The 25,499-nt window shown below is 71.2% G+C and carries 16 protein-coding genes; 10 read left to right on the top strand and 6 right to left on the bottom strand.

Annotated elements, in window-relative coordinates; genetic code table 11:
• Positions 1 to 32: 32 nt before the first annotated feature.
• Positions 33 to 1,142 (bottom strand): Kelch repeat-containing protein, encoded by a 1,110-nt coding sequence (locus tag OWM54_RS06840; RefSeq protein ID WP_267696961.1) that lies wholly within the window; start codon positions 1,140 to 1,142, stop codon positions 33 to 35.
• 322 nt (positions 1,143 to 1,464) lie between these two features.
• Here OWM54_RS06840 and OWM54_RS06835 point away from each other — a divergent pair, with 322 nt between their 5' ends.
• Together OWM54_RS06835 and OWM54_RS06830 are read left to right on the top strand one after the other, a co-directional pair.
• Entirely contained in the window at positions 1,465 to 1,896 is a 432-nt protein-coding gene (locus OWM54_RS06835) for a hypothetical protein (protein ID WP_267696960.1), read from the top strand.
• A gap of 120 nt (positions 1,897 to 2,016) precedes the next feature.
• Complete coding sequence (locus OWM54_RS06830) at positions 2,017 to 5,304, top strand: RCC1 domain-containing protein (protein WP_267696959.1); 3,288 nt, start codon at positions 2,017 to 2,019, stop codon at positions 5,302 to 5,304.
• 78 nt (positions 5,305 to 5,382) lie between these two features.
• Here the strand turns inward: OWM54_RS06830 and OWM54_RS06825 are convergent, their stop codons facing one another.
• Positions 5,383 to 6,411 (bottom strand): kinetoplast-associated protein, encoded by a 1,029-nt coding sequence (locus OWM54_RS06825; protein WP_223785091.1) that lies wholly within the window; start codon positions 6,409 to 6,411, stop codon positions 5,383 to 5,385.
• A 262-nt stretch (positions 6,412 to 6,673) separates the two neighbouring features.
• On the opposite strand from OWM54_RS06825, the gene asnS reads away from it, so the two are divergent.
• Positions 6,674 to 8,074 (top strand): asparagine--tRNA ligase, encoded by a 1,401-nt coding sequence (gene asnS / locus OWM54_RS06820; protein WP_223751270.1) that lies wholly within the window; start codon positions 6,674 to 6,676, stop codon positions 8,072 to 8,074.
• 24 nt (positions 8,075 to 8,098) lie between these two features.
• On the opposite strand, the gene OWM54_RS06815 is transcribed toward asnS, so the two are convergent.
• From OWM54_RS06815 to OWM54_RS06805, 3 genes are all read right to left on the bottom strand, one after another.
• The gene (locus OWM54_RS06815; protein ID WP_267696958.1) at positions 8,099 to 9,769 is read right to left on the bottom strand and encodes a CotH kinase family protein; all 1,671 of its coding nucleotides are present in this window, start codon (positions 9,767 to 9,769) and stop codon (positions 8,099 to 8,101) included.
• 195 nt (positions 9,770 to 9,964) lie between these two features.
• Complete coding sequence (locus tag OWM54_RS06810; protein ID WP_223785093.1) at positions 9,965 to 10,705, bottom strand: hypothetical protein; 741 nt, start codon at positions 10,703 to 10,705, stop codon at positions 9,965 to 9,967.
• Positions 10,680 to 12,005: an AAA family ATPase gene (locus OWM54_RS06805; RefSeq protein ID WP_223785094.1), complete on the bottom strand. Its 1,326-nt coding sequence runs from the start codon at positions 12,003 to 12,005 to the stop codon at positions 10,680 to 10,682. The genes OWM54_RS06810 and OWM54_RS06805 overlap by 26 nt, the downstream gene beginning before the upstream one ends.
• A 273-nt stretch (positions 12,006 to 12,278) precedes the next feature.
• On the opposite strand from OWM54_RS06805, the gene OWM54_RS06800 reads away from it, so the two are divergent.
• Positions 12,279 to 15,038, top strand: a complete 2,760-nt coding sequence (locus tag OWM54_RS06800; protein ID WP_267696957.1) for a TonB-dependent receptor domain-containing protein — start codon at positions 12,279 to 12,281, stop codon at positions 15,036 to 15,038.
• A gap of 2 nt (positions 15,039 to 15,040) precedes the next feature.
• Positions 15,041 to 16,342, top strand: a complete 1,302-nt coding sequence (locus OWM54_RS06795; RefSeq protein ID WP_223785096.1) for a hypothetical protein — start codon at positions 15,041 to 15,043, stop codon at positions 16,340 to 16,342.
• Between the two features lie 6 nt (positions 16,343 to 16,348).
• Here the strand turns inward: OWM54_RS06795 and OWM54_RS06790 are convergent, their stop codons facing one another.
• Positions 16,349 to 17,020, bottom strand: coding sequence for an abortive infection system antitoxin AbiGi family protein (locus tag OWM54_RS06790; protein ID WP_267696956.1), 672 nt, complete (start codon positions 17,018 to 17,020; stop codon positions 16,349 to 16,351).
• Positions 17,021 to 17,273: 253 nt separating this feature from the next.
• Between OWM54_RS06790 and OWM54_RS06785 the strand changes: the two genes are divergently transcribed.
• The 5 genes from OWM54_RS06785 to OWM54_RS06765 all read left to right on the top strand — a co-directional run bounded on the left by OWM54_RS06785 (position 17,274) and on the right by OWM54_RS06765 (position 25,452).
• A complete protein-coding gene (locus OWM54_RS06785) occupies positions 17,274 to 18,185 on the top strand; it encodes a hypothetical protein (protein WP_267696955.1) in 912 nt (303 codons plus the stop codon).
• 313 nt (positions 18,186 to 18,498) lie between these two features.
• Positions 18,499 to 18,900: a TonB family protein gene (locus tag OWM54_RS06780; protein WP_046712560.1), complete on the top strand. Its 402-nt coding sequence runs from the start codon at positions 18,499 to 18,501 to the stop codon at positions 18,898 to 18,900.
• A gap of 35 nt (positions 18,901 to 18,935) precedes the next feature.
• Positions 18,936 to 22,862, top strand: coding sequence for a hypothetical protein (locus tag OWM54_RS06775; RefSeq protein ID WP_267696954.1), 3,927 nt, complete (start codon positions 18,936 to 18,938; stop codon positions 22,860 to 22,862).
• Positions 22,863 to 22,884: 22 nt separating this feature from the next.
• Positions 22,885 to 23,610 (top strand): purine-nucleoside phosphorylase, encoded by a 726-nt coding sequence (gene deoD, locus OWM54_RS06770; RefSeq protein ID WP_141328160.1) that lies wholly within the window; start codon positions 22,885 to 22,887, stop codon positions 23,608 to 23,610.
• Between the two features lie 267 nt (positions 23,611 to 23,877).
• Complete coding sequence (locus OWM54_RS06765) at positions 23,878 to 25,452, top strand: penicillin-insensitive murein endopeptidase (RefSeq protein ID WP_267696953.1); 1,575 nt, start codon at positions 23,878 to 23,880, stop codon at positions 25,450 to 25,452.
• Positions 25,453 to 25,499: the final 47 nt, after the last annotated feature.

Below are 25,499 nucleotides of genomic sequence, written 5' to 3'. Positions count from 1 at the left end.
CGCTCCTCGTGGGGTAGGGGGTTGCGCGGCTCTCAGGGGCGCCAGACCTCGGAGGTCGTCTCCGGCGGGCTGTCCGGCGCGGCGCGGGTGGTGCCCACCACCAGGTAGGCGCCATCGCCCAGGGGCGCGACGCGGTGGCCCGCGCGGCCGTGGGCGAGCGGTGTCCCCGGGCTCCACAGGCCCGTGGCCGGGTTCCAGAGCTCCACGTCGGGGGTGGCGCCGTATGTCGTCGACTCCAGGCCTCCGGACACGGCGGCGCGTCCGTCCGGCAGCGCGGTGAGCGCGAAGCTGGAGCGGCCCAGGGCGAGCGGCGCGGTGGCGCTCCACTGCTCGGTGGCGGGGTCGAAGAGCTCGGCGCTCGTGAGCAGCGTGCCCTGGTGCCAGCCGCCCACCACGAGGATGCGACCGTCGGCGAGCGTGACGCCGGCGGCGTCGTCGCGCGACGCGGTGAGCGGATGGGGCGCGGTCCTCCACGTGCGCGTGGCGGGCTCGTAGACCTCGGTGCTCATGTCGAGCGGGGGTGCCAGGTGCTGGCCTTCGACGATGGCGAAGCCGAAGCCGTTGTCGCGCCCCCCGGCGATGACGACGCGGCCCCGGCTCACGCAGACCGGGCCGATGTGGAAGATGCGGACCGTCTGGCCCGCGGGCTCCCACTCCGCCGCGCCGGGCCGCAGCAGCTCCGCGCGCGTTCCGCGCTCGAGGTCGTCGTCGTGGTCCGAGCCCAGCACCAGCACCGCCCCGTCCTCGAGCACCAGCGCGACGGGGTGTGAGCGCGAAGCCCGCATGGAAGGACCGGGGACGAAGCGCAGCGCGTCCGGCTCCCAGACCACGGTGCTGGCCAGGTCCGGGTGGGCATTGTCGCGGCCGCCCACGAGCAGCACGCGTCCGTCCGGGAGCGCCACCGCCGCGTGGTCGTGCCGGGGCTCCGGCAGGGGCGCTGCCTCCCGCCATTCCTGACGGAGGGTGTCCCAGAGGAAGGCGCTGGCGGAGGTCCTGGGCGTGGAGCCGCCCCCTTCTGCGTGCCAGCCCTGTCCGCCGGTGAGCAGCGCGCCGCCGGCCACGGGCGTCAGGCCGAAGCCCTCCAGCCAGAGCCCGGGGGCGGGAACACGTCGAGTCGCCGTGGACGGAGGGCCGCCAGTCATGGCGCCATCGTACGCCGTCCGCGCCGCGCCGCGCCTGCCACCGGGGAGGTCCACGGTGACCTGGAGACAGTCGCCGTCCGGGGGGCCGGCCCTGGGAATGACAACCTGGGAGGGCGGCCGGGACGAGGGTGTCCTGGGCAATGGCTTGTTCCGCATGCGTGTCTGGTGATTCTCTGGGGCCCGCATCGTTCCGAGGGGGGAAACATGCGCCGTGCGCCACGAGATTCCGCCGAGCCCGTCTTGCCCTGGCGGGGCGCGTCCATGTCGGGACGGGGCCCATGACAGGCATTGCGTGAGACGTCGTCTGGAAAAGGGGGGAGTCATGCAACTCATCGGGAGACGTGTGTCGGGGCTGCTGGCGGGGTGCGCCTTGCTGTGCGTGGCGCTGCTGGGCGCCTGCTCGGAGCGGGGGGCCGCGAGCGAGGAGGGGCGCCTGGGCGCCGGTGCCCAGGCGGTGGAGGGGGTGGCCCGACAGGGGACGGTGCTGGCGGGGCGGCATCACACGCTGGCGATGCGCGCGGATGGCACGGCGTGGGGCTGGGGAGACAACGGCGCCAGTCAGCTGGGTGACGGCACGACGGCGTCGCGGTGGGCGCCGGTGCATGCGGTGGGGCTGACGCAGGTGGGCGCGCTCGCGGCGGGCCATGCGCACTCGCTGCGCGCGGGAGGTGTGTGGGCCTGGGGCGACAGCGCCCAGGGACAGCTGGGCACGGGCCTGTCGACGGTTCGGGCCTCCCCCGTGAAGGTCTGGTAGCGCGCCGCGCCTCACGCGAAACGGGAGGGCGTCCTATGCGCCCTCCCTCGAGAACTCCGCGCCCCGGTGGGCCCGGATGCAGCGAGTACGTCGTCGGGCAGTCTGAAACGGGGGTGTCCCATGGAACGTGTCGCGAGGCGTGTGTCTGGGTTGCTGCTGTGCCTGTTGTGGTGGGCGGGCTGTGTCGAGCCCGGGGCGTCGTCCTTCACCGGCGAGCTGGGCACCGTGCGCGCCAGGGAGGGTGCCTCCCGTCAGGGCTCGGTGCTGGCGGGACGGCATCACACGCTGGTGTTGAGGACGGACGGCACCGTGTGGGCATGGGGTGGCAACACCTTCGGCCAGCTCGGCAACAACTCGACCCGCCCCAACCCGATGCCCTCGCGCGTCTGGCGCCTGTCGAGCATCCGCGCCATTGGCGTGGGGGAGCAGCACTCGCTCGCGCTGGGCGTGGACGGCACGGTGTGGTCCTGGGGCTGGAACAACAACGGCCAGCTGGGCGACGGCACGACGACGTCGCGCTCGGTGCCCGCGCGAATCCCGAACCTGACGAACGTGGTGGCCATCGCCGCCGGCTTCACCCACTCGATGGTGCTCAAGTCGGACGGCACCGTGTGGGCGTGGGGGCTCAACGCGACGGGGCAGCTCGGCGATGGAACGACGGTGCGCAAGCTGTCGCCCGTGCAGGTGCAGGGGCTGCCGGGCGCGGTGGCCATCGCCGCGGGCAACGTGCACTCGCTGGCGCTGACGGCGGATGGGCGGCTGTGGACGTGGGGTGGCAACGCCGACGGGCAGCTCGGCACGGGCAACCAGACGCCCCGCTCGCTCCCGGGCGCGCTGGCGAGCATGACGGGCATGGTGTCCGGGCTGTCGGGTGGAGGCTCGCATTCGATGGTGCTGAAGACGGACGGCACCGTGTGGGGCTGGGGGAAGAACGACGATGGCCAGCTGGGCCTGGGGAACACCACCGCGAGCCTGGTGCCGGTGCAGGTGCCGGGCCTCACCAGCGTGGCCGCGGTGGTGGGGGGCGGGCAGCACTCGGTGGCGCTGAAGGCGGACGGGACGGTGTGGGCGTGGGGCAGCAACATCCGCGCGCAGCTGGGGGATGGGACGCAGACGCAGCGGCTGTCGCCGTTCCAGGTGCCGGGGCTGACGGGCGTGCTGGGCGTGTCCGCGGGCGGAGGGCAGCACTCGGTGGCGGTGAAGGCGAGCGGCGAGGTGTGGACGTGGGGCTCCAACTCCGATGGGCAGTGCGGTGATGGGACGTACCTGATGAAGCTGGTGCCCACGCTGGCGCGCGGGCTGCTGGAGCGCGCGGGCGCGTCCGCGGGGGAGGGCTACTCGCTCGCCGTCAAGGGGGATGGCACCGCGTGGGGATGGGGGAACAACACCCAGGCCCAGCTCGGCGACGGGACGAATGTGTCGCGTCGGTTGCCGGTGCGCGTGGGGACGCTCACGCAGGTGGCGTCCGTCGCCGCCGGGGCGTTCCACTCGCTGGCGCTGAAGGAGGACGGCGCGGTGTTCGGCTGGGGCGCGAACGGCTGGGGCGCCGTCGGGGACGGGAGCGTCGTCAATCGCCCGCAGCCGGTGCGGGTGGGGCAGGGCACCCTGGTGGCCTCGGCGGTGGCGGCGGGGGCGTACCATTCGCTGGCGTTGGGCGTGGATGGAACCGTCTTCGCGTGGGGGGACAACAGCGTGGGGCAGCTGGGCGACGGCAGCGACGCCACGCCGACGCGGACCACGCCCACCCGCGTGCCGGACCTGGACGGCGTCGTCTCCGTGGCCGCGGGCCTGGAGCACTCGCTCGCCTTGAAGTCGGACGGCACCGTCTGGGTCTGGGGCCGGCAGGACACGTGCGAGGACCCGGGGGGCGAGGCGCTGGCGGTGCGCGCGCCGCGCCAGGTGCCGGGGCTGACGGACGTGGTGGCGGTGGGCGCGGGGCTCTGTCACTCGATGGCGCTGCGCGCGGATGGCACTGTCTGGGCCTGGGGGAGCAATGACCAGGGGCAGCTGGGGGATGGGGGGCTCCTCGCGCGGATGACGCCCGCTCAGGTGACGGGGCTCACCGGCGTGGTGTCGCTCGCCGTGGGGCCGCGCCAGGCGCTGGTGCTCAAGCAGGACGGCGGCGTGTGGGGGTGGGGGAGCAATCCCCTGGGCCAGCTGGGCGCGGGCCTGTCCGCTCCGCGCGTGGCGCCCGTGCAGGTGCCCTCGCTGGCGGGCGTGAGGACGCTGTCCTCGGGGGCCTCGCACACCCTGGCGCTCAAGGAGGACGGCACGCTCTGGGCCTGGGGCGGCAATGGCGACGGGCAGCTGGGCATCGGCGCGGTGGACTGGCAGCTGACGCCGACCCGCTCGGGGCTGGTGGCCTCGCGAGGCGTGGCCGCCGCGTCCCGCCACTCGCTGGTCGTCGCGCTGGATGGCAGCGTGCAGGGCACCGGCGCCAACGACTCCGGGCAGCTGGGTGACGGCAGCCTGCTGACGCGCGCGGCCCCCGTGGCCGCGATGGGGCTGACGGAGGTCCGGGCCATCGCCGCGGGCCCGGGGCACGCGCTCGCGCTGAAGACCGATGGCCACGTCTACTCCTGGGGCGCGAACCTGGAGGGCGAATTGGGGGATGGCACGACGACGCCCCGCATGCAGGCCGCGCAGCTGCCGTCGCTCGCGGGCGTGCTGTCCATCGCGGTGGGCGGCCGTCACTCGCTGGCGCTGCATGGCGACGGCACGGTGGTGGCCTGGGGCTCCAACCTCCAGGGCCAGCTCGGCGATGGGACGACGGTGTCCCGGCGGCTCCCCGTGCGCGTGCTGAACCTGTCGGGCGTGGCGGCCATCGCCGCCGGCGAGGGCTTCTCGCTGGCGCTCAAGCACGACGGCACGGTGTGGTCCTGGGGCGCCAATGGCCTGGGACAGCTGGGGGACAACTCCACCCAGCGCAGGCTGGAGCCGGTGGAGCTCACCGGCCTCACGGGCGTCACCGCGGTGGCGGCCGGGCGCACGCACGCGCTCGCGCTCAAGGCGGACGCGACGCTCTGGGCGTGGGGCTCCAATACCTATGGCGAGCTGGGGGACAACACCCAGACGCGGCGGCTCGCGCCCATCCTGGTGAACACCCTGACGGGCGTCACCGCGGTGGGCGCCGGCGAGCACCACAGCCTCGCGGTGACCACCGGCGGCAAGGTCTGGGGCTGGGGCCGCAACCAGCACGGCCAGGTGGGCAACGGCGTGAAGTCGAACTGGCAGAAGCTGCCCGCGCAGGTGCTCGGGCTCACCGGCGCGGTGGCGGTGTCGGGCGGCGGGGAGCACTCGCTCGCCGTGCTCGCGGACCGCGGCGTCTGGGCCTGGGGCAACGGCAGCCAGGGCCAGCTGGGCACCGGCATGGCGGGCTTCCGCGAGGCGCCCGTGCAGGTCTGGTAGCGCCCCCCGCGCGGACGGCGGCCCGCTCGCGTGAGTCCATCGCGAGCGGGCCGGGTGGGACGCGGGAGCGGGGCGGGACTACTTCGCCTTGCCGAACTCGCGGCTGGCGATGACGCCCTGCACCTCGGCGAGGGCGCGAGCGCCGGAGGCGGACTCGAGCGCCTTCTCCGCGATGGCCTGCACCTGGCGCTTGGCCTCGGCCAGCTCCGTCTGGAGCGTCTGGAGGGCCTGGGCCTGCTTCGTGCTGGTCTCCTTGAGGGACGCAATCTCCATGCTGGCCACCTTCTGCGCCGTCTCCGCGTCCTTGTTGGCGAGCGTCAGCTTCAGCTCCCAGTCCGCCTTGACGCGGTTGCCGGCAATCGCCGCGGCCGTGTCCGCCTCCTTCTTCAGCTGCGCGGGGAACTCGGCCACCTGCTTTCGCAGGTCCTCCAGCTCCTTCTCCCGCAGCTTCAGCTGCTCCTCGCGGCCGGCCCAGTCCTTCTCCAGCTTCTCCTTGCGGTCCCTCTCCGAGGCGGCCTGCACGCGCAGCCCTTCGGCGAACGCGTCCTGCTCCTTCTTGCGCTGCACCTGCACGTCGTAGGCGTACTGCTCCTCGGCGCGCGTGCGCGAAAGCTCCGCCGCCGCCTTCTCCGTGGCCAGCTCCGAGGCCGCCCGCTCGCGCGTCTCCGCGATGTCCTTCTGGAGCTGCTCCATCTCCTCCTGGAGCTTCGCCTTGCGCACGTCGTACTCGGCCACCAGCACGTCCACGGCGCTGGCCGCCACGTCCTTGCCATGCAGCTCCGTCAGCTCCTCCGTCTTCAGGCGAATGGCCTCGTCCAGCTGCTTCATCTCCTCCACCAGCGCGATGACCTGCTCGTTGATGCCCGCCAGCGTCTTGCCGATGGTGAGCCCCGCCTCGGTGACCTTCTTCACCGCGGACTCGGCCGACAGGTTGGACACGTCCGCGAGCACGCCGCGCGCGTGCGCGTCACGGGCCTCCTGCTCCTTGGCCGGGACGACGGGCTTGTTGCGCGCCTTGCGAGCCAGGTCCTCGAAGGCCGCCTTGGTGGACTCCGAGGAGCGGTTGCGGGAGGCGGACTTGCGGGACTTGGACTGGGTGGAAGCCATGTGACTCTCCAGGTAGGGCACGGCCAGGCGGGCCGCGTTGGCTCGCGAATGGCGTGAGGGTTTCGTGGGGTTTCTGGTCCCCTTCTCGGGCGACCACGTGAAAAGAGTACCTGGAGGGTCTGACACGGCTGGCCGGGTTCCAGGCGTGCTTCCGGGGGCCGGGAAAGGGCTCCTGGGAGCCCCAAGAAGCCACGCCGGGCTTGTGGTCGGGGCCGGGGGCCGGCTAACTCCCGGCCCAGACTCCGCTCAAGGGAGAGCGTCAATGCAGGTCGTCAGTGTGAAGCAGGTCCTCGCCGGCGCGGTGGAGGCAGGGACGAAGGTGGAGGTCCGTGGCTGGGTGCGCACCCGGCGCGACTCGAAGGCGGGCATCAGCTTCGTCAACGTGAGCGATGGCTCGGTGTTCGACCCCCTCCAGGTGGTCGCCCCCAATTCGCTGCCCAACTACGAGAAGGAGGTCCTCCGCCTCACCGCGGGCGCCTCCGTCGTCTGCCGCGGCACGCTGGTGAAGTCCCAGGGCAAGGGGCAGGCCTTCGAGGTCCAGGCGGACGAGGTCCAGGTGCTGGGCCTGGTGGACGACCCGGACACGTACCCCATCCAGCCCAAGCAGCACACGCTGGAGTTCCTGCGCGAAGTGGCGCACCTGCGCGTTCGCACCAACACGTTCAGCTCGATTACGCGCGTGCGTCACCGCGCGGCGCAGGCGGTGCACCGCTTCTTCGACCAGGAGGGCTTCTTCTGGGTCAACACGCCCATCATCACCGCGAGCGACGCGGAGGGCGCCGGGCAGATGTTCCGCGTGTCCACGCTGGACGCCGTCAACCCGCCGCGCACGCCCGAGGGGAAGATCGACTGGCACAAGGACTTCTTCGGCAAGGAGGCGTACCTCACCGTCTCCGGCCAGCTCAACGTGGAGGCCTACGCCATGGCCATGTCGAAGGTGTACACCTTCGGCCCCACGTTCCGCGCGGAGAACTCCAACACCACGCGCCACCTGGCCGAGTTCTGGATGATCGAGCCGGAGATCGCCTTCGCGGACCTCAACGCGGACGCGGACCTGGCCGAGCGCTTCCTCAAGTATGTCTTCAAGGCGGTGCTGGAGGACTGCGGCCCGGACTTCAAGTTCTTCGAGGAGCGCGTGCAGAAGGGCGTCACGGAGCGGCTGGAGAAGTTCATCCACTCGAGCTTCGAGCGCATCGACTACACGGACGCGATTGAGATCCTCAAGAAGGCGAAGAAGAAGTTCGAGTACGCGCCGGAGTGGGGCAAGGACCTGCAGACGGAGCACGAGCGCTACCTGTCCGAGGAGCACGTGGGCCGGCCCGTCGTCGTGATGAACTACCCGGAGGCCATCAAGGCCTTCTACATGCGCATCAACGAGGACGGGAAGACGGTGGCGGCCATGGACGTGCTGGCCCCGGGCATCGGCGAAATCATCGGCGGCAGCCAGCGCGAGGAGCGGCTGGACGTGCTGGATGCGCGCATGAAGCGCTTCGGCCTGGAGCCGTCGCACTACGAGTGGTACCGCGACTTGCGCCGCTACGGCACGGTGCCGCACGCGGGCTTCGGGCTCGGGTTCGAGCGGCTCATCGTCTACATGTGCGGCCTGCAGAACATCCGCGACGCCATTCCGTACCCGCGCGTGCCGGGCTCGGCGCAGTTCTAGGCCGCGCCGGCCCGAGAACGGGTGTCAGGGGAGCTGGGACTGGAGGGCGGGCCAGCGGGTGCGGACCCACTGGCGCACGTACTCCAGCTCCTGCTCGTAGGTGTTGAAGTCGGTGCGCTGGTACCAGTTGGGGAAGTTGCCCTCGCCCACGGTGCCGGGCGCGCCCAGGGCCCGGTACTCCAGCTCCCACTTGGCCCAGTCGCGCTTCGCCACCGCGGAGGTCTCGCGCTCGTAGACGTCGATGAGGGCGAGCACCGTCTCCAGCTTCACCTCGTTCTTCAGGAGGGCGCGGTAGCGCTCGCGCATGGGCCCGGAGAACGTCGGGTCCGCGAGCAGGCGCGCGAAGATGCGGTTGGTGTTGGCGAAGTTGGAGCGCGTGGTCGGCGACGTGCGCGTGGTGTCGAAGTTCTGCCCGAAGCTCGCGTCCAGATCCCACGGGATGAAGCGCCAGGGGCCCTGCGTGTTCGGGTCATACGCGTGATAGGCGTTCTTCGAGTGCGAGTCCGTGCCGTGGATGAGCGTGTTGAAGATCCACCAGTTCTCGTAGTCCCTCAGGCTGGCGCGCTGGGGGAACTGGGCGCGGAAGGTGGCGTCATCGGAGTCCGCGACGAAGCCGATGAAGGCCTCCAGGGTGTCCCAGGCGTGGGGCTGGCCCATCTCAGGCTCGCCGACCTTCTTCTCGAAGCCCTCGCGCAGGGAGGCCTTGGGCGTGCCGTCGCGGCGGACGCGGGAGAAGTTGGCGTCGTTCTCCACGGCCTTGAACAGGTCGGAGTCCTTGTCCAGGCCGTGGTCGGCCATCAGCCGTTTGTGGGGCAGGTCCGCCACGGTGTAGAGGCCGAGGTAGCGGTTGTTGGCGTACAGCACGGCGCTGTAGGTGCGCACGCGGATGTTGTCGGGAGAGATGCGGCTCCACAGGTCGAACGCGAGCCGGGTGCGCACGTACGAGTTGTCATTGAAGGTGGTGACGAGCGCGATGCGCTTCTTGTCGACGAAGCCGTCGCCGTAGACGGTCTCATCGAAGAGGTCCTCGTCGGGGAACTTGAAGGTGAAGCTGCGCTTGGGGAAGGCGCCGGAGGTGGCGCCGCGGTACTTGGCCTCCACCTGGTAGGTGCGGCCCCGGTAGATGAGCTTGGCGCCCTTGTAGCTGCCCGACGTGAGGGGCGGCTCGTAGGTGAGGTGGAAGACGGGCAGGCCGTACTCCTCGGTGTACTTCGAGGGGTCGACGATGGCCACGTTGCCCGGGCCGCCGTTGTTCTCGGCGACGCCGACCTTGAGGGTGCCCGTCTCGTTGGTGGAGCGCTCGCGCAGCACGAGGTTCCACACGGCCGCCTGGTCCTTGCCGGTCGTCCAGCGCAGGGTGGCGGTGGCCTCGTCGAAGGTGGCGCCGGTGGGCAGGTTGTCCACGGTGAAGCGCACGGCGGCCCCGGTGTGGCCGGTGGAGCACGTCACGGTGGCGGTGACCTGTTGTCCCTCGGTGACCCACTTCGCCTCGCCTGCGGTGGGGGCGCAGACGGTGGGCGCGGGGCCGGCGTCGGGTGTGCCCGCGTCGGGAGCAGGAGGCTCGCCGGCGTCGGGCACGCCCGCATCCGGGCCGGGCTGTCCGGTGGGGGGACCCGCGTCGGGGTCACCCGAGGGTGCCCGGTCGGGCGGCTGACCCTCGGGACCGGGGGGACTGTCGCCCCCGCAGGCCATCATCAGACTCACGACACATGCCAGTACGACGCTCGACACGCTTTTCCGGGCCACCGTGTTGCTCCTCCGCCTCCCGCAAACCCCGTCGGACTCGAAGGAATAGGCATCCGGAGGAGCGCTGACAGGCCCCCTGCCACGGACGTGTGTCGTCCGGTGGACTTAGGGCGAGCGCCGCCGTGCGCATTCAGGCGGGGCTCTTCAAGGACTCACTCCATGGCGGCGGAGCTTGCGCTTGAGGTACCAGAGGCCGACGCCCGCGTAGGGCCGGAGCCGCCCGTCTGTATCCCTCTGCGCGTAGTGCTGGTGGAGCGCCTTCAGCCGTGGGGGACTGTCGTCCTTTTCGAGTTGCTGACGGATCTCGTCAATCACGGCCATGCGATTGCGTTTGAGTCTTGCGACGTTGAGATTCAAGCGCGAGATGTCCTTGGTGGCATTCTCGTCGTCGCTGAGGATCTCCCCTCGGACCTTGTCGTAGCGGTAGCGCTCACCGACATCCGGCGGCATCCTGGCCGGGCTGTAGGAGAGGGGCTGCTGCGCTGTTGGCAGATTTCCCCGATACGTGTCGCAATGCGCAGTGCCTTCATCATGGGTTCCAGCTCCAGCAAAGGAGCGCCCGACGATGACTCCTGGACACACGCCGAGCAGGTTGTCCCAGTCGAGCGTGCGATGGCCGGCGGCATTCCTCGCCTCGAAATGCTCCAGCTTCATCCCTCCTGATTGGGGCTGCCTGGAGTCTGCTGCGTGCGTGCCCTTGAGCGGCGACATGCAGTACGCACAGAGCCCGCCCTGTTCGTCCCAGGCTTGCTCGCGCATCGACTGCTTGCACTGTCCGTCCAGCGAGGTCCAGGCATTGTCGTCCACCGTGCCGTACATTTCTTCGTACTGCGCACGCGCCACTGCGAGGCGCGAGGGTTCAGGACTCTTCGTGATCTTCAGCACTGAGATCATCCTCGAGGTCTCGCACCGCCCACTCCGCACGCACGATGTCCGCGTCATCGGCGCCGAGCTGGGCTCGCAGCGTGTCCAGCAGCGCCCGGGCCTCCATCAGCTTCGAGCCATCGATGAACTCAGCCAATCTGTCGAGAGCGCTCTGCATCTCCTGGGGCCGTGATGGCTCATCGAAGATGTCCTCGAGCAGCGCATTCGTGTCCTTCCCCTTCACGTGCGAGACAGTCCGGGGCGCCTTCTCGCCAGAAACGAGCACCCGGACCCACGCATCCTCCGCCGTCGAGAGCACCTGGGGCGAGTGGGTCGTTGCCACGAACTGCACGCCCGGAAAGGTCTTCCTCAAATCCCCGATGACACGCCGCTGCCAGCGCGGGTGCAGGTGCAGATCGATCTCGTCGATGAGCACGATGCCTCGTGCCAGCTTGGGGGCATTGACCCCGTGGTGTGGGTTGAGTTGCGCGCATCGCCAAGCGAGGTCGGCCGCGAGCGCAACGAGGTTTCGGTAGCCGTCCGACAGGAGATGGAAGGGCAGGGTGCGGCCGTCCTCGAGATCCACCATCACCGACTGAGTGTTCAGGCTGAAGTAGAGCTTCTTCGCGCTTGGAAGGCAGGCGGCTGCTGCGTGCTGTACCGCCTCGAGTTGGGGCTCATGCACCGCCGAGACATCCTGCCCCGCCTGAAGTGCCGAGGCCACGCGCTCGATGCGCGCCTGCTCCCTCCATTGCATCCACGCCTCGAACTGCCAGGTCGACGAGGCGGGCTCCAGGCTCGCGTGGTAGCCGTGAAGGCGCGAGGTCACCGCGGAGCCCTCGCGATCTCGCTTCTTCAGCCATAGCCGGGCGGTGCCGTAGAAGCTGATGACCGGCAGGTCAACGTCTTCGCCACGGATGACGGCTGCTTCCATGGCCTCGGCTCGCTGGCTCACGGGAGTTCCGCCGGTGGACCGCGACTTCTTGCTTCGCGCGAGGATGTGCCGGCTCCAGGTGACCGCCTGCCCGTCGACGACTGTCCCGTGAGCCGTGACCTCGACCGGGTAGACCTGCTCGATCGAAGGCACTCCCTGGGACATGTGCCCGACCTGGCGGACGTCATCGGCTCTCAGGTAGCGGGACTGGCCCGCTACCTGACGCAGCCCCGTGAACCATTCGCCGATGGCGACCGCGAGCGCTTCCAGCACCGCCGTCTTTCCCGCCCCGTTGCGCCCCAGCAGGAGCGTGAACTCTGGGTGGAGATCGAGCCCGAAGTCCTCGAACCCACGGAAGTTCTTCAGCTCAAGTCTTTGGATGTGCATCGGCTCCTCGGGAGGGCGCGCACCGTAGCACGGCCCTTCGGACCGACGCAGCGCCGAGCGTTGCCTCCACACGCTCGATGAGTAGGCCTTGGTCTCCGAGGAGTGGCCCGACGGAGCTTGCTGAGACGTGTCAAGACGCGTTCCTGGATGGCGGCAAGAGTTTGCGCCGTGCCGTGGAGCCAGCGACGCGGGTGGGCAGTTGCGCCGGGCAAGGATGTGCCGCTGGGTGGGAATGCTCCAGCCAGGGCAGGGGGCGGCCCACGTATCCCTCTCATGAAGGACTCCCCCCGTCCCTCCCTCTCCCTGTTGCTCTGCATCCTCTGGGTGCCGCTGGCCTCCTGGGCTCAAGCGCTCCCCACCGCCGGTGGCGAGGCCCGCGCCGTCGAAATCGATGTCCAGGCCACGGACGCGGGGACCACCATCGCCGCGGAGGACGCCACGCGCCTGGGCCTGACTCCGGATGGCGGCGCCGTCTCCCTGCTGACGCCTCGTCTGCTGACCGAGTCCCCCGTCTCCTGGCCCGAAGGGCTGCAAGGTGCCCCCAGCGACGTCGGCCTGCTCCTGCGCATCGACGAGCAGGGCGCCGTGGCCGAGGTCACCATGGAGAAGCCCGCCACGCACCCCCAGCTCAACGAGGCCGCCATCCAGGCCGCGAGAGGTCTGCACTTCACCCCGGCCACCCTCGGCGACCGCGCCGTGTCGGTGCGCCTGCCATACGCCTACCACTTCGAGCCTCCAGCTCCGCTGCGCTTCACCCAGTCCCGCCTGCGCGGCGAGGTCCGCGCCCGAGGCACCCGCGAGCCGCTCGTGGACGCCGCCCTGTTCCTCGCGGACGGCGAGGAGCCCGTCGCCATCACCGACCTGGAAGGCCGCTTCGAACTCGAACTGCCCCCGGGCACCCACTCGCTCCGCGTGCGCGCCCCCGGCCATCAGCTCGGTACCTTCGAGGAGTCCCTCACGTCGGGCCAGACGCTCGACGTCATCTACCGCCTCCAGCCCGCCCGCGTGAGCCCGTACGAGACGGTGGTGCGTGACACGCGCCCGCGCACCGAGGTCTCCCGCATCACCTTGCAGGAGCAGGAACTGCGCGAGGTGCCCGGCACGCAAGGCGACCCGTTCAAGGTCATCATGCTCATGCCGGGCGTGGCCAGCGTCGCCTCCGGCCTGGGCTATCCCGTGGTGCGAGGCGGTCAGCCCGCCGCCACCGGCTACTACATCGACGGCGTGCGCGTGCCCATGCTGTACCACCTGCTGCTCGGCCCCGCGGTGGTGCACCCCGAGTTCATCGACACCATCGACTTCCATCCCGGCACACCGCCCGTCCAGTACGGACGGCTCCTGGGTGGCGCGGTGGAGGGCCGGCTGAGCAAGCCGCGCGAGGACCGTCCGCACTTCGCCGCGTACGCGGACCTCCTCAACGCGGGCGGCTTCGTCGAGGTCCCCTTCGACAGCACCGGCACCTCCCTCACCGTGTCGGGCCGCTACAGCTACACCGGGCTGCTCATCCCCCTGGCCTACGCCATCTTCAACGACGAGGAGGACAACCCCATCCACGCGGCCTTCTGGGACTACCAGGCCCGCATCGAACAGAAGGTCGGCGCCGGACGGCTGCGCCTGCTCGCGCTGGGCAGCTCCGACGACGCGGGCGAGGCCACCGCCGGCTACGAGGACAGCATGGGCGCCACCATCGTCTCGCGCTTCCACCGCGTGGACCTGCGCGGCACCCATCCCCTCGCGGGCGGCGAAGCGGAGCTCGGCTTCACCGTGGGCCTCGACGAGGTGGCCCTGCTCGGCTACCGGCGCATCATCCTCCGCGAGGAGCGGGGGCCGGAGGAGGTCCTCGCCGGCCGCTACGGCCTGGACCAGCTCACGTTCTCCGCGCGCACCGGCTGGAAGCGCGAGCTGTCCACGTCCCTCGCGGTCCACGTGGGCGCGGACGTGGAGCACCGCCGCGTGGCCACCGGCATCACCGGCTCCGCAAGACCCCCGGGCTGGCGTCCCCAGGATGATGCCCATCCGCTCAAGCAGCCCTCCGCGCTCGCCACCTTCACGGGCGTGTTCGCCGGCGCGACGTGGCGTCCCGCGGAGAAGTGGCTGGTGTCACCCGGCCTGCGTGTGGATGGCTATCACCTGGTCCCCGGCATCCAGCACTTCGTCATCGAGCCGCGCCTGGCGGTGCGCCACACGCTGACGTCCACGCTCACCCTCAAGGGCGGCGCCGGGCTCTACCACCAGCCGCCCACCGTGCTGCTCCACCTGCCGGCCATGGACGTGTCGGGCCTGAACCACGGCGTCCAGGAGGGCGCCCAGTTCGACGTGGGCGCGGAGTGGAAGCTCGGCTCGGGGCTGGAGCTGTCGGGGGACGTCTACTTCAACCCGCTGTTCCGCACGGTGGAGTTCGAGGTGATGGACGTCCTCGAGAACCGCAAGCGCCGGGGCCAGCCGTACGCGGACCCGAAGGCGCGTGGGTACGCGTATGGGTTGGACCTGATGGTCCGCCACCCGCTGGGCCGCGACTGGTTCGGCTGGGTGACGTACAGCTTCCTGCAGAGCAAGCGCCACCGCCGCTTCGCGCGCTACAACGATGACAACAGCATCCGGGAGGTCGCGGAGGGAGAGCTGCCCTTCGCCTTCGAGCAGGCCCACGTCTTCAACGCCGCCGTCAGCTACAAGTTCGGCGACAACTGGACGGTGGGCTCGGTGCTGCACTTCAACACGGGCAGGCCCGAGTCCGGCGAGGTCTCCTCCGTCACCCAGCGCGAGTCGCGCACGCACGATGGTTATCGGCTGTGGGTGCGTCAGGACGCCGACCGCGTGGAGCGACTGCCCGCGTTCTTCCGCGTGGACTTCCGCGTCGCCAAGGCCTGGGCCTACGAGGAGTTCAACGTCGAGGCGTACCTGGACATCCTCAACCTCTCGCTGCAGCAGGAGGTGTTCGCCTACGAATACAAGCGGAAGGCCGGCAAGCTGCAACGCAACGCGATGGGGTTGCCCGTCATCCTGCCGATGTTCGGCCTGAAGGGGAGCTACTGAAGATGCGCCCATCTCTTCCGAGTCTGGGGTTGTCCGCCGTGCTGCTGCTGCTCGCGCCGGGGTGTGATCGCTTCCAGGACGACCTCATCTTCGTGTACGGCCGATTGGAGCGGCGCGACGGCTCGTCCGTCACCGACGGCGTGGTGCCCTATGCGAGGACGGCCCACCACGAGCCGCGTGGCGAGGCGAACGTGGAGTACGTCATGCCGGAGTTCATCCACTACGGAGAAGGCGTCACCGACGGCTACGGCGACTTCTTCCTGGAGATGCGCTACGGCGACGTGCAGTCGGCCAACTCGCCGGACCCGGACCTGCACCAGCCCTTCCGCTTCCGGGCGCAGTGGCGGGACGAGACGGGCGCGGGTGTCTTCGCGTCCTTCATCTTCCATGACGACGTGGAGCTGCCCACGCTGCGCATCTGGGATTCACAGCTCGCCGTCTCGTCGGGCGCGGAGGGCTCCGTCGTGAGCTTCGGCGCGCTTCCTCCGGTGCCGGTGCCGCCGCTCACCGGCGAGTACGCCATGACGTCGGACGAGAATCAAAACGTCATCCCGAACCTGCCCACCACACCGGAGCCCGCGCTCTTCATCGTCGATGGCGGCCAGCCCCTGTTCCGGGTGTGGGCGGCGTCGTCCGGGTGGGTCGCCAATCGCTTCGTGCTGGAGGACTTCGCCCAGCCCGCCGTCATGCTGCGGGCCCACTCCCTGGGCGGGTTCATGTTCTACCCGCTGGGAGGCAAGCACAGCCCGCTGGTCTTCCGGGTGGACTGGCGGACGGAGGAGCTTCCGCTGCCGCCCGCGGGGCTCCGGCCCGTGAGCCGCGGCGCGACGTGCCAGCCCGCTCCTTCGAGGGGCGCCTGTCCCTGGACGGACGGGAGGCTGGAGCGCGTCGCGCTGGGCCTCAAGCCGGTGGATGCCTTGACGCTCACGCTCGAGGAGCCTCGGAGCCTGCGTCACGCGGTGGTGCGCGGCGCGGAAGGCAACTTCCTGGGCTTCGTGGTGGAGGGGAGCCTGGACGCCGAGCAGTGGACGCGGATGGGCGTGCTGCGCAACTTCGCGAAGGACTATGTCCCGCCGCCCCTGAACCGCAGGGGGCCGCGCGCCTACAACGAGCAGACGCAGTGGGACAGCCCCTTCGACGGGCGGTTCTCCTGGTCCCAGGGACCGCACTTCCTGGAGGGCCCGCTGGAGCCGGTGGGACCGGTGCGCTACGTCCGGCTGCGACCGGCGAGCTTCGACCACGCGGGTGAGGCGCAGGTCTCCGGAGAGATACAGGCCCTGGGCGAGCTGTCCGTGTTCGAGTAGCCGGGCCTAGCCAGCACGCAGGCGCGCGGAGTCCTCCGCGTGCTTCTCCAGCGCCTCGGCGATTCGCGGCGCGTCCCACAGCGGGTCCAGGCACGGGCAGAAGTAGCCCGGGCCCGCCTTCTCGCGCACGGCCCACTCGAAGAAGCCGCGCGCCGTCGCGTGCAGCTCCTCCGGGAGGAAGAGCACCGCCACGTCGTACTCGGTGAAGCGCAACAGGCCCGGGACGCGCCACTCCCGCTCCCAGTCGAAGCGGTAGTTGTAGGGCGCGTTGTGGGAGTCACCCTGGATGTCCACGAAGGGCGTCATGGACCACAGGGGATGCGCCCTGGATTCCGGCGCCGCAAGGGCCTGGTCCACCTGGTGCTTGAGGGACAGGTGCGCGGGCGACGCGTACTGGACGTACCAGACGGGCCCTCCGCCCTGGGAGAGGATGAAGTTCTTGCGGAAGCCGATGCCGTACAGGCTGCGGCGCTGGACGAGCCGGGCGAGCTGGTCCAGGGGGATTTCGCTGAAGCACACCGCGCGGTGACGCTCCGCGACCTGGGGCTCCTTGCGCGCGAGCCCGAAGCCCTGGGCTCCGGGGATGAGCGTGCGCGTGCCCAGGATGTTCATCATGTTCTGGTAGGCGTCATGGAATGGCGCGCCCGGCTTCGTGAAGTGCACCACGAAGTCAGACATGTCCCGCCATTGTGCATTCGCCTGATAGCCCAGCATCGTCCTACCCCCGCGGTACTGTTCCGGAGCGGGGTGGGGCGCGCAACCCGAGTGCAGATGTCTCCCAGATGCCTGTCTGCCCTCCTGCCGGCGATGCGCGATGGGTGGGGACCGCCGTGCGCCGCCCTCGTCGCCTGCTCGGGGTGTCGGGCAGCGGCGCGCGTCGCAATCGTTCCCAGGCACGTGGCCGACGGAGCGGTCAGCGGGAGAGCGAGCGATGCGCAACGGAGGATGGTTGTCGCCAGTGGAGCGGGTGCGGCGTCTCGCGTTGTCGCTGGAGCGGCTGGCCGCCCACGGGCTGGCGAGCGGCGCGGTGAGCGGCGCCACCGAGGGGCTGCAGGAAGAGCTGCCGGCGCTCGACGGCACCCTGAAGGAGCTCATCCAGGACACGGTGCTCCTGCTGGCTCGCACGGTGCACGAGGCGAACGAGCATGCGCCAGGTGCCTGGACGCACACGCTCGCGGAGAGCGCGGTCCGGGGCGCGGTGGAGGAGCTGCGGCGCTCGATGCCGGGCGTGGACCTGCTGTCGCGTGAGCTGGTGGAGCGGATGAACGGGTGGCTCGAGCGCACCGCGGAGACGGAGGCGCTGCGCCGCAGGGAGCTGCGCAAGCCCGGCGCCCGGGCCCGGACGATGGCGACCGGCGCGGTGCGGGGCGCGGTGAAGGAGCTGGAGCACGACATGGACCTGGTGGCTCCCATGGCCGCGCAGCTGGCGTCACGCGCGGGGCAGGGGCTCATCGAGGGATTGAGCCAGGCGTTGGAGGCACGGTCCGAGCGGCTCGACGAGGTGCTGGAGCAAGCGGGCCGGCGGTTCGTCCACTCGGTGGTGGAGCAGTTGGAGCTGGAGCTGAAGGCCCGGCGGGAGGGGACGGACCTGGGCGGAGCCGTGGCGGCGATGGCCGAGCGCACGGCGGCGGCGACGGTGAGAGGTGCGTCGGAGGAGCTGCGGCGGCAGGGCGGGGTGGTGCGGGATGCACACCCGGGCTCCGCGCTACGGGCCGCGAGCCGGGACGTGACGCTGGGCGTGCTCTCCGCGTTGTCGGAGCACCTGCGTCGGCCGCTCGCCGTCGTCGCGGGGGCGGGCGGCGCGCTCATGCTCACCGCGCTCACCCTGAAGCGCTGGCGTTGACTCACGGGCTTCGTCCTCGCGTCGCGCGGGGGATGAGTCCGCCGCCGCGAGGAAGACTCGGTGGCGACGTCGAGGGGCGGATGCGGTTCGGCGCCTCGGCGGAGAGGCCAGCTCCGGCGCCCACGTTGATGCCGGGTGAGGCGCGGCGCTTGCTCCGCGAGGCAGGCTCGCCATGGCACCTCCGTCGATGACCGGGCGCGGCACCGATGAGCCTGCCCTGACGCGCCATCCCAGAAGGAGCCCGGGCGAGTCGCGGAGTCCCGGAGGAAGCCCCTTGTGCGGCGACGCTCGGTGGCGACTACGATGGTCGGCCATGCTCCGCTCCCGCTCGCTGTCTCTGGTGGCCCTGTTCACGCTGGTCGTCGCGCCCCTGGCGCTCGCCGCCGCGGGTCCCCGGTTGCAGGCCTTCTTCCAGCCCGACCTCACGAACGTCGCCTACCAGCAGAAGGTCTATGCGCAGGTCGCCGGCAAGTGGAAGCAGCCAGGACGCAAGAGCGTGCCCGCCGTGGGGCGCAAGGCGGTGGTCCAGGCGGTGATTGGACGGGACGGCAAGCTCGTCTCGGCGGTCGTGGGCGTGGAGTCCGGCTCCAAGGCCTGGGACGCCGCCGCGCTGTCGGCCGTTCAGAAGGCCGCGCCTTTCGCGCCGCTGCCGGCGGACTATGTACTGCCGACGTTGGATGCCCACTTCCACGTCGAGTGGACCGCCTCTCCTTGAACATCCGGCCGCGTCGCATCGCTTCGGAGCCATCGATGACCCTCGGGTTGCCGCGCTTCGCCTTCCTGGTCGTCCTATTCCTGCTGGCCGCGCCGCCTGTCGAGGCGGCCCGTGAGCCTCGACGTGTCACGAGCGCGACCAGCGTCATCGGCGCCTGGAAGGAGTCCCAGCACCTCTACGTGAAGGGCGACGTCGGCGTCACCGACGACCAGCTCGAGGACCTGGAGGCGTGGCTCACGGAGGAAGCGCCGCGCTGGACCGTGGTGTTGATGTCGGACGCGGAAGGGGAGCGCTACGTCGACGCCGAGGGGACGACCTTCCGCGACATCGACGCCGCGCTGCACGCGCTGGGCAAGGGCCTGTCGAACCGGACGGGCTTCGGCGCGCTGAAGAACCCCCGGACGAGGGAGCCCGATGGCACCGTGCTGGTGATCTCCCTGGCGGAGCGCCGCTTGTCGTACTTCGCCTCGGAGACCAAGGACCAACGCCGGCTGGGCGAGGACCGCTGGGCAGGCTCGCTGGACGCCCGCGCCGTCGAGGCCATGCGCAACGGCGGCCGCCTCATCGACGCGGTGAAGAACACCGTCGACTCCATCGAGACCCAGCTGCGCGCCGCCCTGGACAGGGAGGAGCTTGAGCGGACCCGTCGCATCGAGGCGCTGAGGGCGAGTCTCGTGGCGCTCCAGAAGGAGCTCCCCGGGCTCGAGGAGCGTCGCGCCTCGGTCTTCAGGTCGGCGATACCGCCGGGATTGTCCGCGGCAGCCGTCGACCTCCAGGCCGCGGGCAAGACGCTCCTCCAGGCGCTCGCGCTGCTCACGCCGCCGGAGAAGGCGGACCTCGCCAGGGCGACGTCCCTGTATGACGGGCTGCGCGCGGACCTGGAGGGGCTGCGCGCGGCGATGGAGTCCCATCGGCTCGCGAGCGACCGATTGAAGGTCCTGGAGGCCGCGCTGGAGAGCCTGCCCGGGCACCGCTACGCGGGCTTCGCGAAGCCGCAGCTGGAGGCGCTGGACACGGCGGTGGAGAATGCCAACGCCGCGGTCCGCGACATGTCGCCGTCCCATCGCGACGCGCTCGTCGCCGCCGAGTCCGCTCGCGTGAAGGTCGCCGAGGCCCTGACGTCCGCCGAGAAGGACGAGCGCCGGCTCGTGGAGATCGACGAGGCGCTCAAGGCCCTCGAGGCGCTGCCGACCGCGGAGGCCGTCCAGGACGCGCTCACGAGGGCGAGGGCCGCGCAGAAGAAGGCCCGCGAGACGTTCGAGTCCCGCTCGCAGCTGCATCGCCACGCGATGGACGAGAGCGAAGAGGCGCTCCGGCGGGCGGAGCGGGAGACCCAGAAGGCGCGGAAGGCCCGGCGGATGCGGGACACGGGGGCCACGGCGGGTGGCGCGGGGCTGCTGCTCGCGGGCGTGCTGGCGCGCCGTCGTCGCAACGCGAGCCGACGCACGGCCATCGAACAACACGAGCGCTTCCGCACCGTCGTCGACGAGAAGACCCAGGCGCTGTTCGACCTGCTGGAGCGCACGCACCTGGTGGCGGGCAAGTCCCGCGACGACATCGCGCGGCGCTTCGAGGGGCTCACGCGCGAGCGGGGACAGCAGCTCGCGTCCAATGTGGACGAGCTCTTCCTGCTGGTGACGGCCGCCGCGCGGGTGCTGCACCGGGCCGAGGACCTGCTCGCGGGCTCGGGCCCGTTGCACGGGCTGGGCGCGCACCTGGGCACCTCGCGCTACGAGAAGGTCACCGAGCTGCTGCGCGACGCGCCCATTGTCTTCCACCCGGATGAAGGCGTGGAAGGCGTCCTGCGCGGGCCGCGCTCGCACGCCCAGCGGCTCATCGGAGACGTGAAGAGCTATCAGCCGTTCTCGCTCTCGTTCCTGGACCTGCTGGAGGCGTTCAACTCCCACGCGGAGCGGGGGCTGCGGCTCGTGGAGGCCCTCGAGAGTGTCCCCCAGGTCGCGCTGGACGGGGTGGACGCGCTGGAGAGTTTCTGCGCCCGGCTGCGCTCGCTGACGCCCGGGGCGGAGGTGCTCCGAGTGAAGCAGGTGGTCGCGCTCGTGGCGCCGTCGCTGGAGTCGCTCGTCGCGGCCGCGCGCCCGCTGCTGGCCAAGGACCCGATGGCCGCGGTGGAGGGACCGCTGACGGAGGGCGGACGGCGTCTGGAGGACGCCGAGGCGCTCGTGGCGGTGATGGAGGCGGCCGTGGGGCAGGTGGCTCCCGCGGTGGAGCGCGCGGGGGCGGCGCTGGTGAAGGCGGGCCTGTCGCGTCGGTGGCTGGAGGATGCGCTCGCGGCTCGGGGCGAGGCGACGGAGGAGGTGGCGCAGGCGCTGCTCCAGGCTCCCGCGGGGGCCTCGGTCGCGGTGCTGGCGCGGTCCTTCACGGCCCTGGCCGGCCAGGCGGCGGAGACCTCCGAGCTGGTGACGCTCGCGGCGCGCGCACAGGACGAGCTCGGCCGCGCGCAGAAGGAGACGGCGTCGGCGCGCGAGGCGCTGGGGCGTGAGCTGGACAAGCCCGCGTCGGCGCTCTTGAACGAGCCGGAGTCGAACCCGACGGACCGGCACTCGGTCGGCACGAACCTGCTGGCCACGGGGCGCGAGGCGCTCGCCGAGGGCCGGCTGGAGACGGCGCGCGAGGCGCTGGACGCCGTGCTCGCCCGCGTGGACGAGGTGCGCGCCATCATCGCGAGCAGTCGCGAGGCCCGGAAGACCTTCGCCTCCCGACGGGACGCCTGTCGCGAAGAGGCCCGGCGACTGGAGACGCGGGTGGCGGAGGGCACCGTGCTGCTCGAGTCGCTGCTGAAGCGCTACCGTCCCACCGCGCTGCGCCTTCGCCCCGAGGACCCCGTGCACCCCGAGGCCAACGGCACCGTCCAGGACAACCTGACGGAGGTCGTCCGGCACCGCCTCGACGCCGCGAGCAAGCTCAAGGCCGCGGAGCTGGCCTTCGCCGAGGCGCGGCTGCTCGCCTCCGCGGACCTGCTGGGCCAGGTGGAGCGCCTCCACGCGCTCAGCCATGCCCGTCTGCTGGAGGTCGATGAGAAGGCGCGACGACTCCAGGCCGCGGAGGAGCACAACGCGGGCGTCCTGCTGGCCGCCCGGGGCCTGCTCGCGGCCTGCACCGCCGATGTCTCCGACGCCCGGGTGATGCGGTCCACCGTGAAGGCTCGGGACGCGGCCCAGGGGCTCCTCCAGGCGGCCGTGCAGACCACGGAGGCGCGGCCCGCGGACCCGTTCGCCGCCGGAGAGAAGCTCGCCGCCGCGTGTCTGTCATTGGAGCAGGTGCGCCAGTCCGTCGCCCGGGACAGGGCCCAGCACGCGCAGGCCCAGGACAGCCTGGCGTCGGCGGAGCGGGCCGTGTCCTCGGCGGACGTGTGGATCCGCCAGGCCGCCAACGACGGCATCGCCGACAGCCGGGCGACGGTGGTGGCGGTCAATGCCCTCCTGTCCCTGGGCAAGGACCTGTCCAAGGCCCAGGCGGAGTTCGGCAAGCCCCACAACGACTGGGCGGCGGTCGACACGCTGGCCGGACGCATCGCCGCCGACGCGGCCCGCAGGACGGCGGACCTGCGCGGAGAGCTGCGCTCCGCCGAGCAGGCCGCCAACGCCATCTCGGGCGCCGCCGAGCTGGTGCTCCAGGCGAGCTCGTGGCGGGGGCGGCCCGGAGGCTCCTACCTCGACGAGGCCCGGCGCTCGCTGGACCGGGGCCTGTACGTCGAGGCCGAGCAGTCCGCGGGCAGGGCCTCCCGCGCCGCGTCCGACGCCATCGTGGAGGCGGAGGAGGAGCGCCGCCGCGAGGAGGAGCGCTCCCGCGCATCGTCGTGGTCCTCGTCCTCCTCGTCCTCTTCGTCGTGGTCCTCGTCCTCGTCGTCCTCCTCGTCGAGCAGCGGCTCCGGCTTCTCCAGCTCTTCCTACGGAGGCGGCTCTTCGGGCAGCGGCTCGGGTTTCGGCAGCTCAAGTTGGTAATCCCGGGCTATGGTGCGCGCCCATGGCAACTCCTCATATCTCCGCCGCACCCGGCGACTTCGCCGACGTGGTGCTGATGCCCGGTGACCCCCTCCGGGCTCGCTACATCTCCGAGCGCTTCCTGGAGGACGCCCGGGGCGTCACCTCCGTGCGCAACATGTTCGGCTTCACCGGCACCTATCAGGGCCGTCGCCTGTCGGTGATGGGGCACGGCATGGGGGTGCCCTCCATCTCCATCTACGCCACGGAGCTCATCAAGGTGTACGGCGCCCGCACGCTCATCCGCGTGGGCAGCTGCGGCGCGCTGCGTCCGGACGTGAAGCTGCGCGACGTCATCGTGGCCACCGGCGCGGGCACCGACTCCAAGGTGAACCGGATGCGGCTGTTGGACCATGACTTCGCGGCCGTGGCGGACTTCGAGCTCGCCCGCTGGGCCGTGGAGGCGGCCGAGCGTCGCAACAAGCCGGTGCGTGCGGGCTCCGTCTTCACCTCCGACCTGTTCTACCACCCCCAGGAGCAGCTCAACGCCGCGCTGGTGCGCATGGGTGTGCTCGCCATCGAGATGGAGGTCGCGGGCCTGTACGGCGTGGCGGCCGAGTTCGGTGCGCGCGCGCTGGGCCTGCTGACGGTGTCGGACCACCTGCAGACCGGGGAGCACCTGTCGCCCCAGGACCGGCAGACGACGTTCGACGAGATGATCGAACTGGCGCTTGACGTCGCGCTCAAGGTCCCGCCGCCGGCCCCCTGACGCCTCCCTTCCTGCTCGGCAAGTGTGGTGGGGGCCACTCCAGGTGGCCCCCTGGGCCGGGAGGGCGCCAAAAAATCCGGGGAGGGGCTTTGTGCTCGAACGAATCTCGGGCAATCCTTCGCCCCGGTGCGTTACCCCCTTTGGCTCCTTCTGGTCTGCGCCGGCTGTGCCGGGCGCGTGGTTCCCCACTCTGGCGGCGAGTCCGCCCTGGCCTCCGTGCGTTCAGAAGGACTGACGCAGGGGAGTCAGGAGGCGCCGCCGGCGGTCGTGCCGTCGCCGGTCGCCGTCGAGACAGCCGCCGTGCCCGTCGCCGCGGAGGCTCCGGCCGAGGGCTGCTCCTTGTCCGAGGAGGACCTGGAGGGCGAGGACGAGACGGCGGAGGCCGGCGAGGGGGAGGGCGACGACGGCGAGGGTGAGACGCCGGTGGTGGGCGGCGAGGTGCCCACGGGGCCGCTGTACACGGCGGACATCTCCGACGAGGAGCTGGCGCGGCGCTGGAAGGACGACATCGCGTCGCTGGGCTCCATGGCGGTGGGCTTCGCGCACAGTGGCCGGCTGGTGAACTCGGTGCAGTTCCCGAAGGGGGAGGGCGCCGACTGGCTCGTGGTGCAGCCCGAGATCGCGTGGGGCACGCAGGAGAGCATCGACTACCTCATCACCGCGATTCGGGAGGTGCGCTCGCGCTTCCCGGAGGCGCCGCCCATCCGCGTCAACGGCATCAGCAACAAGGAGGGTGGCTACAAGCGCCCCCACAAGAGCCACCAGAACGGCCGCGACGTGGACGTCGGCTTCTACTACCCGACGGTGGACCCCATCCGTGAGCGCGAGCGCGAGAAGTACATCAACGTGCCGCTCAACTGGGCGTTCATCCGCGCGGTGGTGACGAAGACGGACATCCAGCTCATCCTCGTGGACAAGCGCGTGCAGAAGGTCCTGTACGACTACGCGCTGTCGGCGGGCGAGGACAAGGCGTGGCTGGATTCGTTGTTCCACCCGGCGGGCATCATCCGGCACGCGCGTCGGCACCGGGACCATTTCCACCTGCGCTTCCACAACCCGAAGGCGCAGGAGCTGGGGCGCCGGGTGCAGCCGTTGCTGTCGCTGCAGCCCGAGCACAACGTGACGACGCACCGGATCCGCTCGGGTGACACGCTGGGTGGCATCGCGCTTCGGTACAACTCGTCGGTGGCGCTGATTCGCAAGGCGAACCGGATGAAGGGCAGCTTCCTGCGCGCCGGTCAGCGCCTGGCGGTGCCGCTGCGAGGGCCGTGCACGCACTGCCCCGTGCCGCCGCCCTTCGTGTTGCCGCCGCGCATGCTGCCTCCCGAGCCGAAGGCCCCGCTGGTCGCGTCGGTGGGCGCGGTGGCGGCGACCGAGGCGAAGGCCGTGACGGATTGCGCGAAGCCCGTGCCGGCTCCGGCGCCGGGCACGCAGGTGGCGAAGTCCACCGCGTCCGCGCAGCCCGCCGCGGTGGGCGCCGAGTCGATGAACGCCGCCGCCGTGCAGGCCGGTGCCGCGTCCGTGAGCAATGCCGCCGCCGTGCAGGCCGGTGCCGCGTCCGTGAGCAATGCCGCCGTGCAGGTGGCGGGCACGCCGGTGAACGCCGCCGCGGGCCCTGTGGCGGGCACGCCGGTGAACGCCGCGGTGCAGGCGGGTGCCGAGTCCGTGAACAGCGCCGCCGCCGTGCAGGCCGGTGTCACGCCGATGAACGCGGCCTCGGTCGAGCCGGCTCAGGCCGTGGTGGCCCCCGCGGGCGCGGCAGCGCCGAAGCCGACGGTGATGCCCGCGTCCGCGCGCGAGCCGTCCGAAGGCGCGTCCGTGGGAATCACGCACGGACGCTGAGCCGGTTCGAGGTGCCTCGACGTGGGGCCAGTGCGGTGGCCCCACGT

The sequence above is a fragment of the Myxococcus sp. MISCRS1 genome (assembly GCF_026626605.1).
In the GTDB taxonomy this organism is placed as follows: Bacteria; Myxococcota; Myxococcia; order Myxococcales; family Myxococcaceae; genus Myxococcus; species Myxococcus fulvus.
The sequence above is the reverse complement of the archived record's forward strand: the minus strand, read 5'-3'. Positions and strand labels throughout refer to the sequence as shown.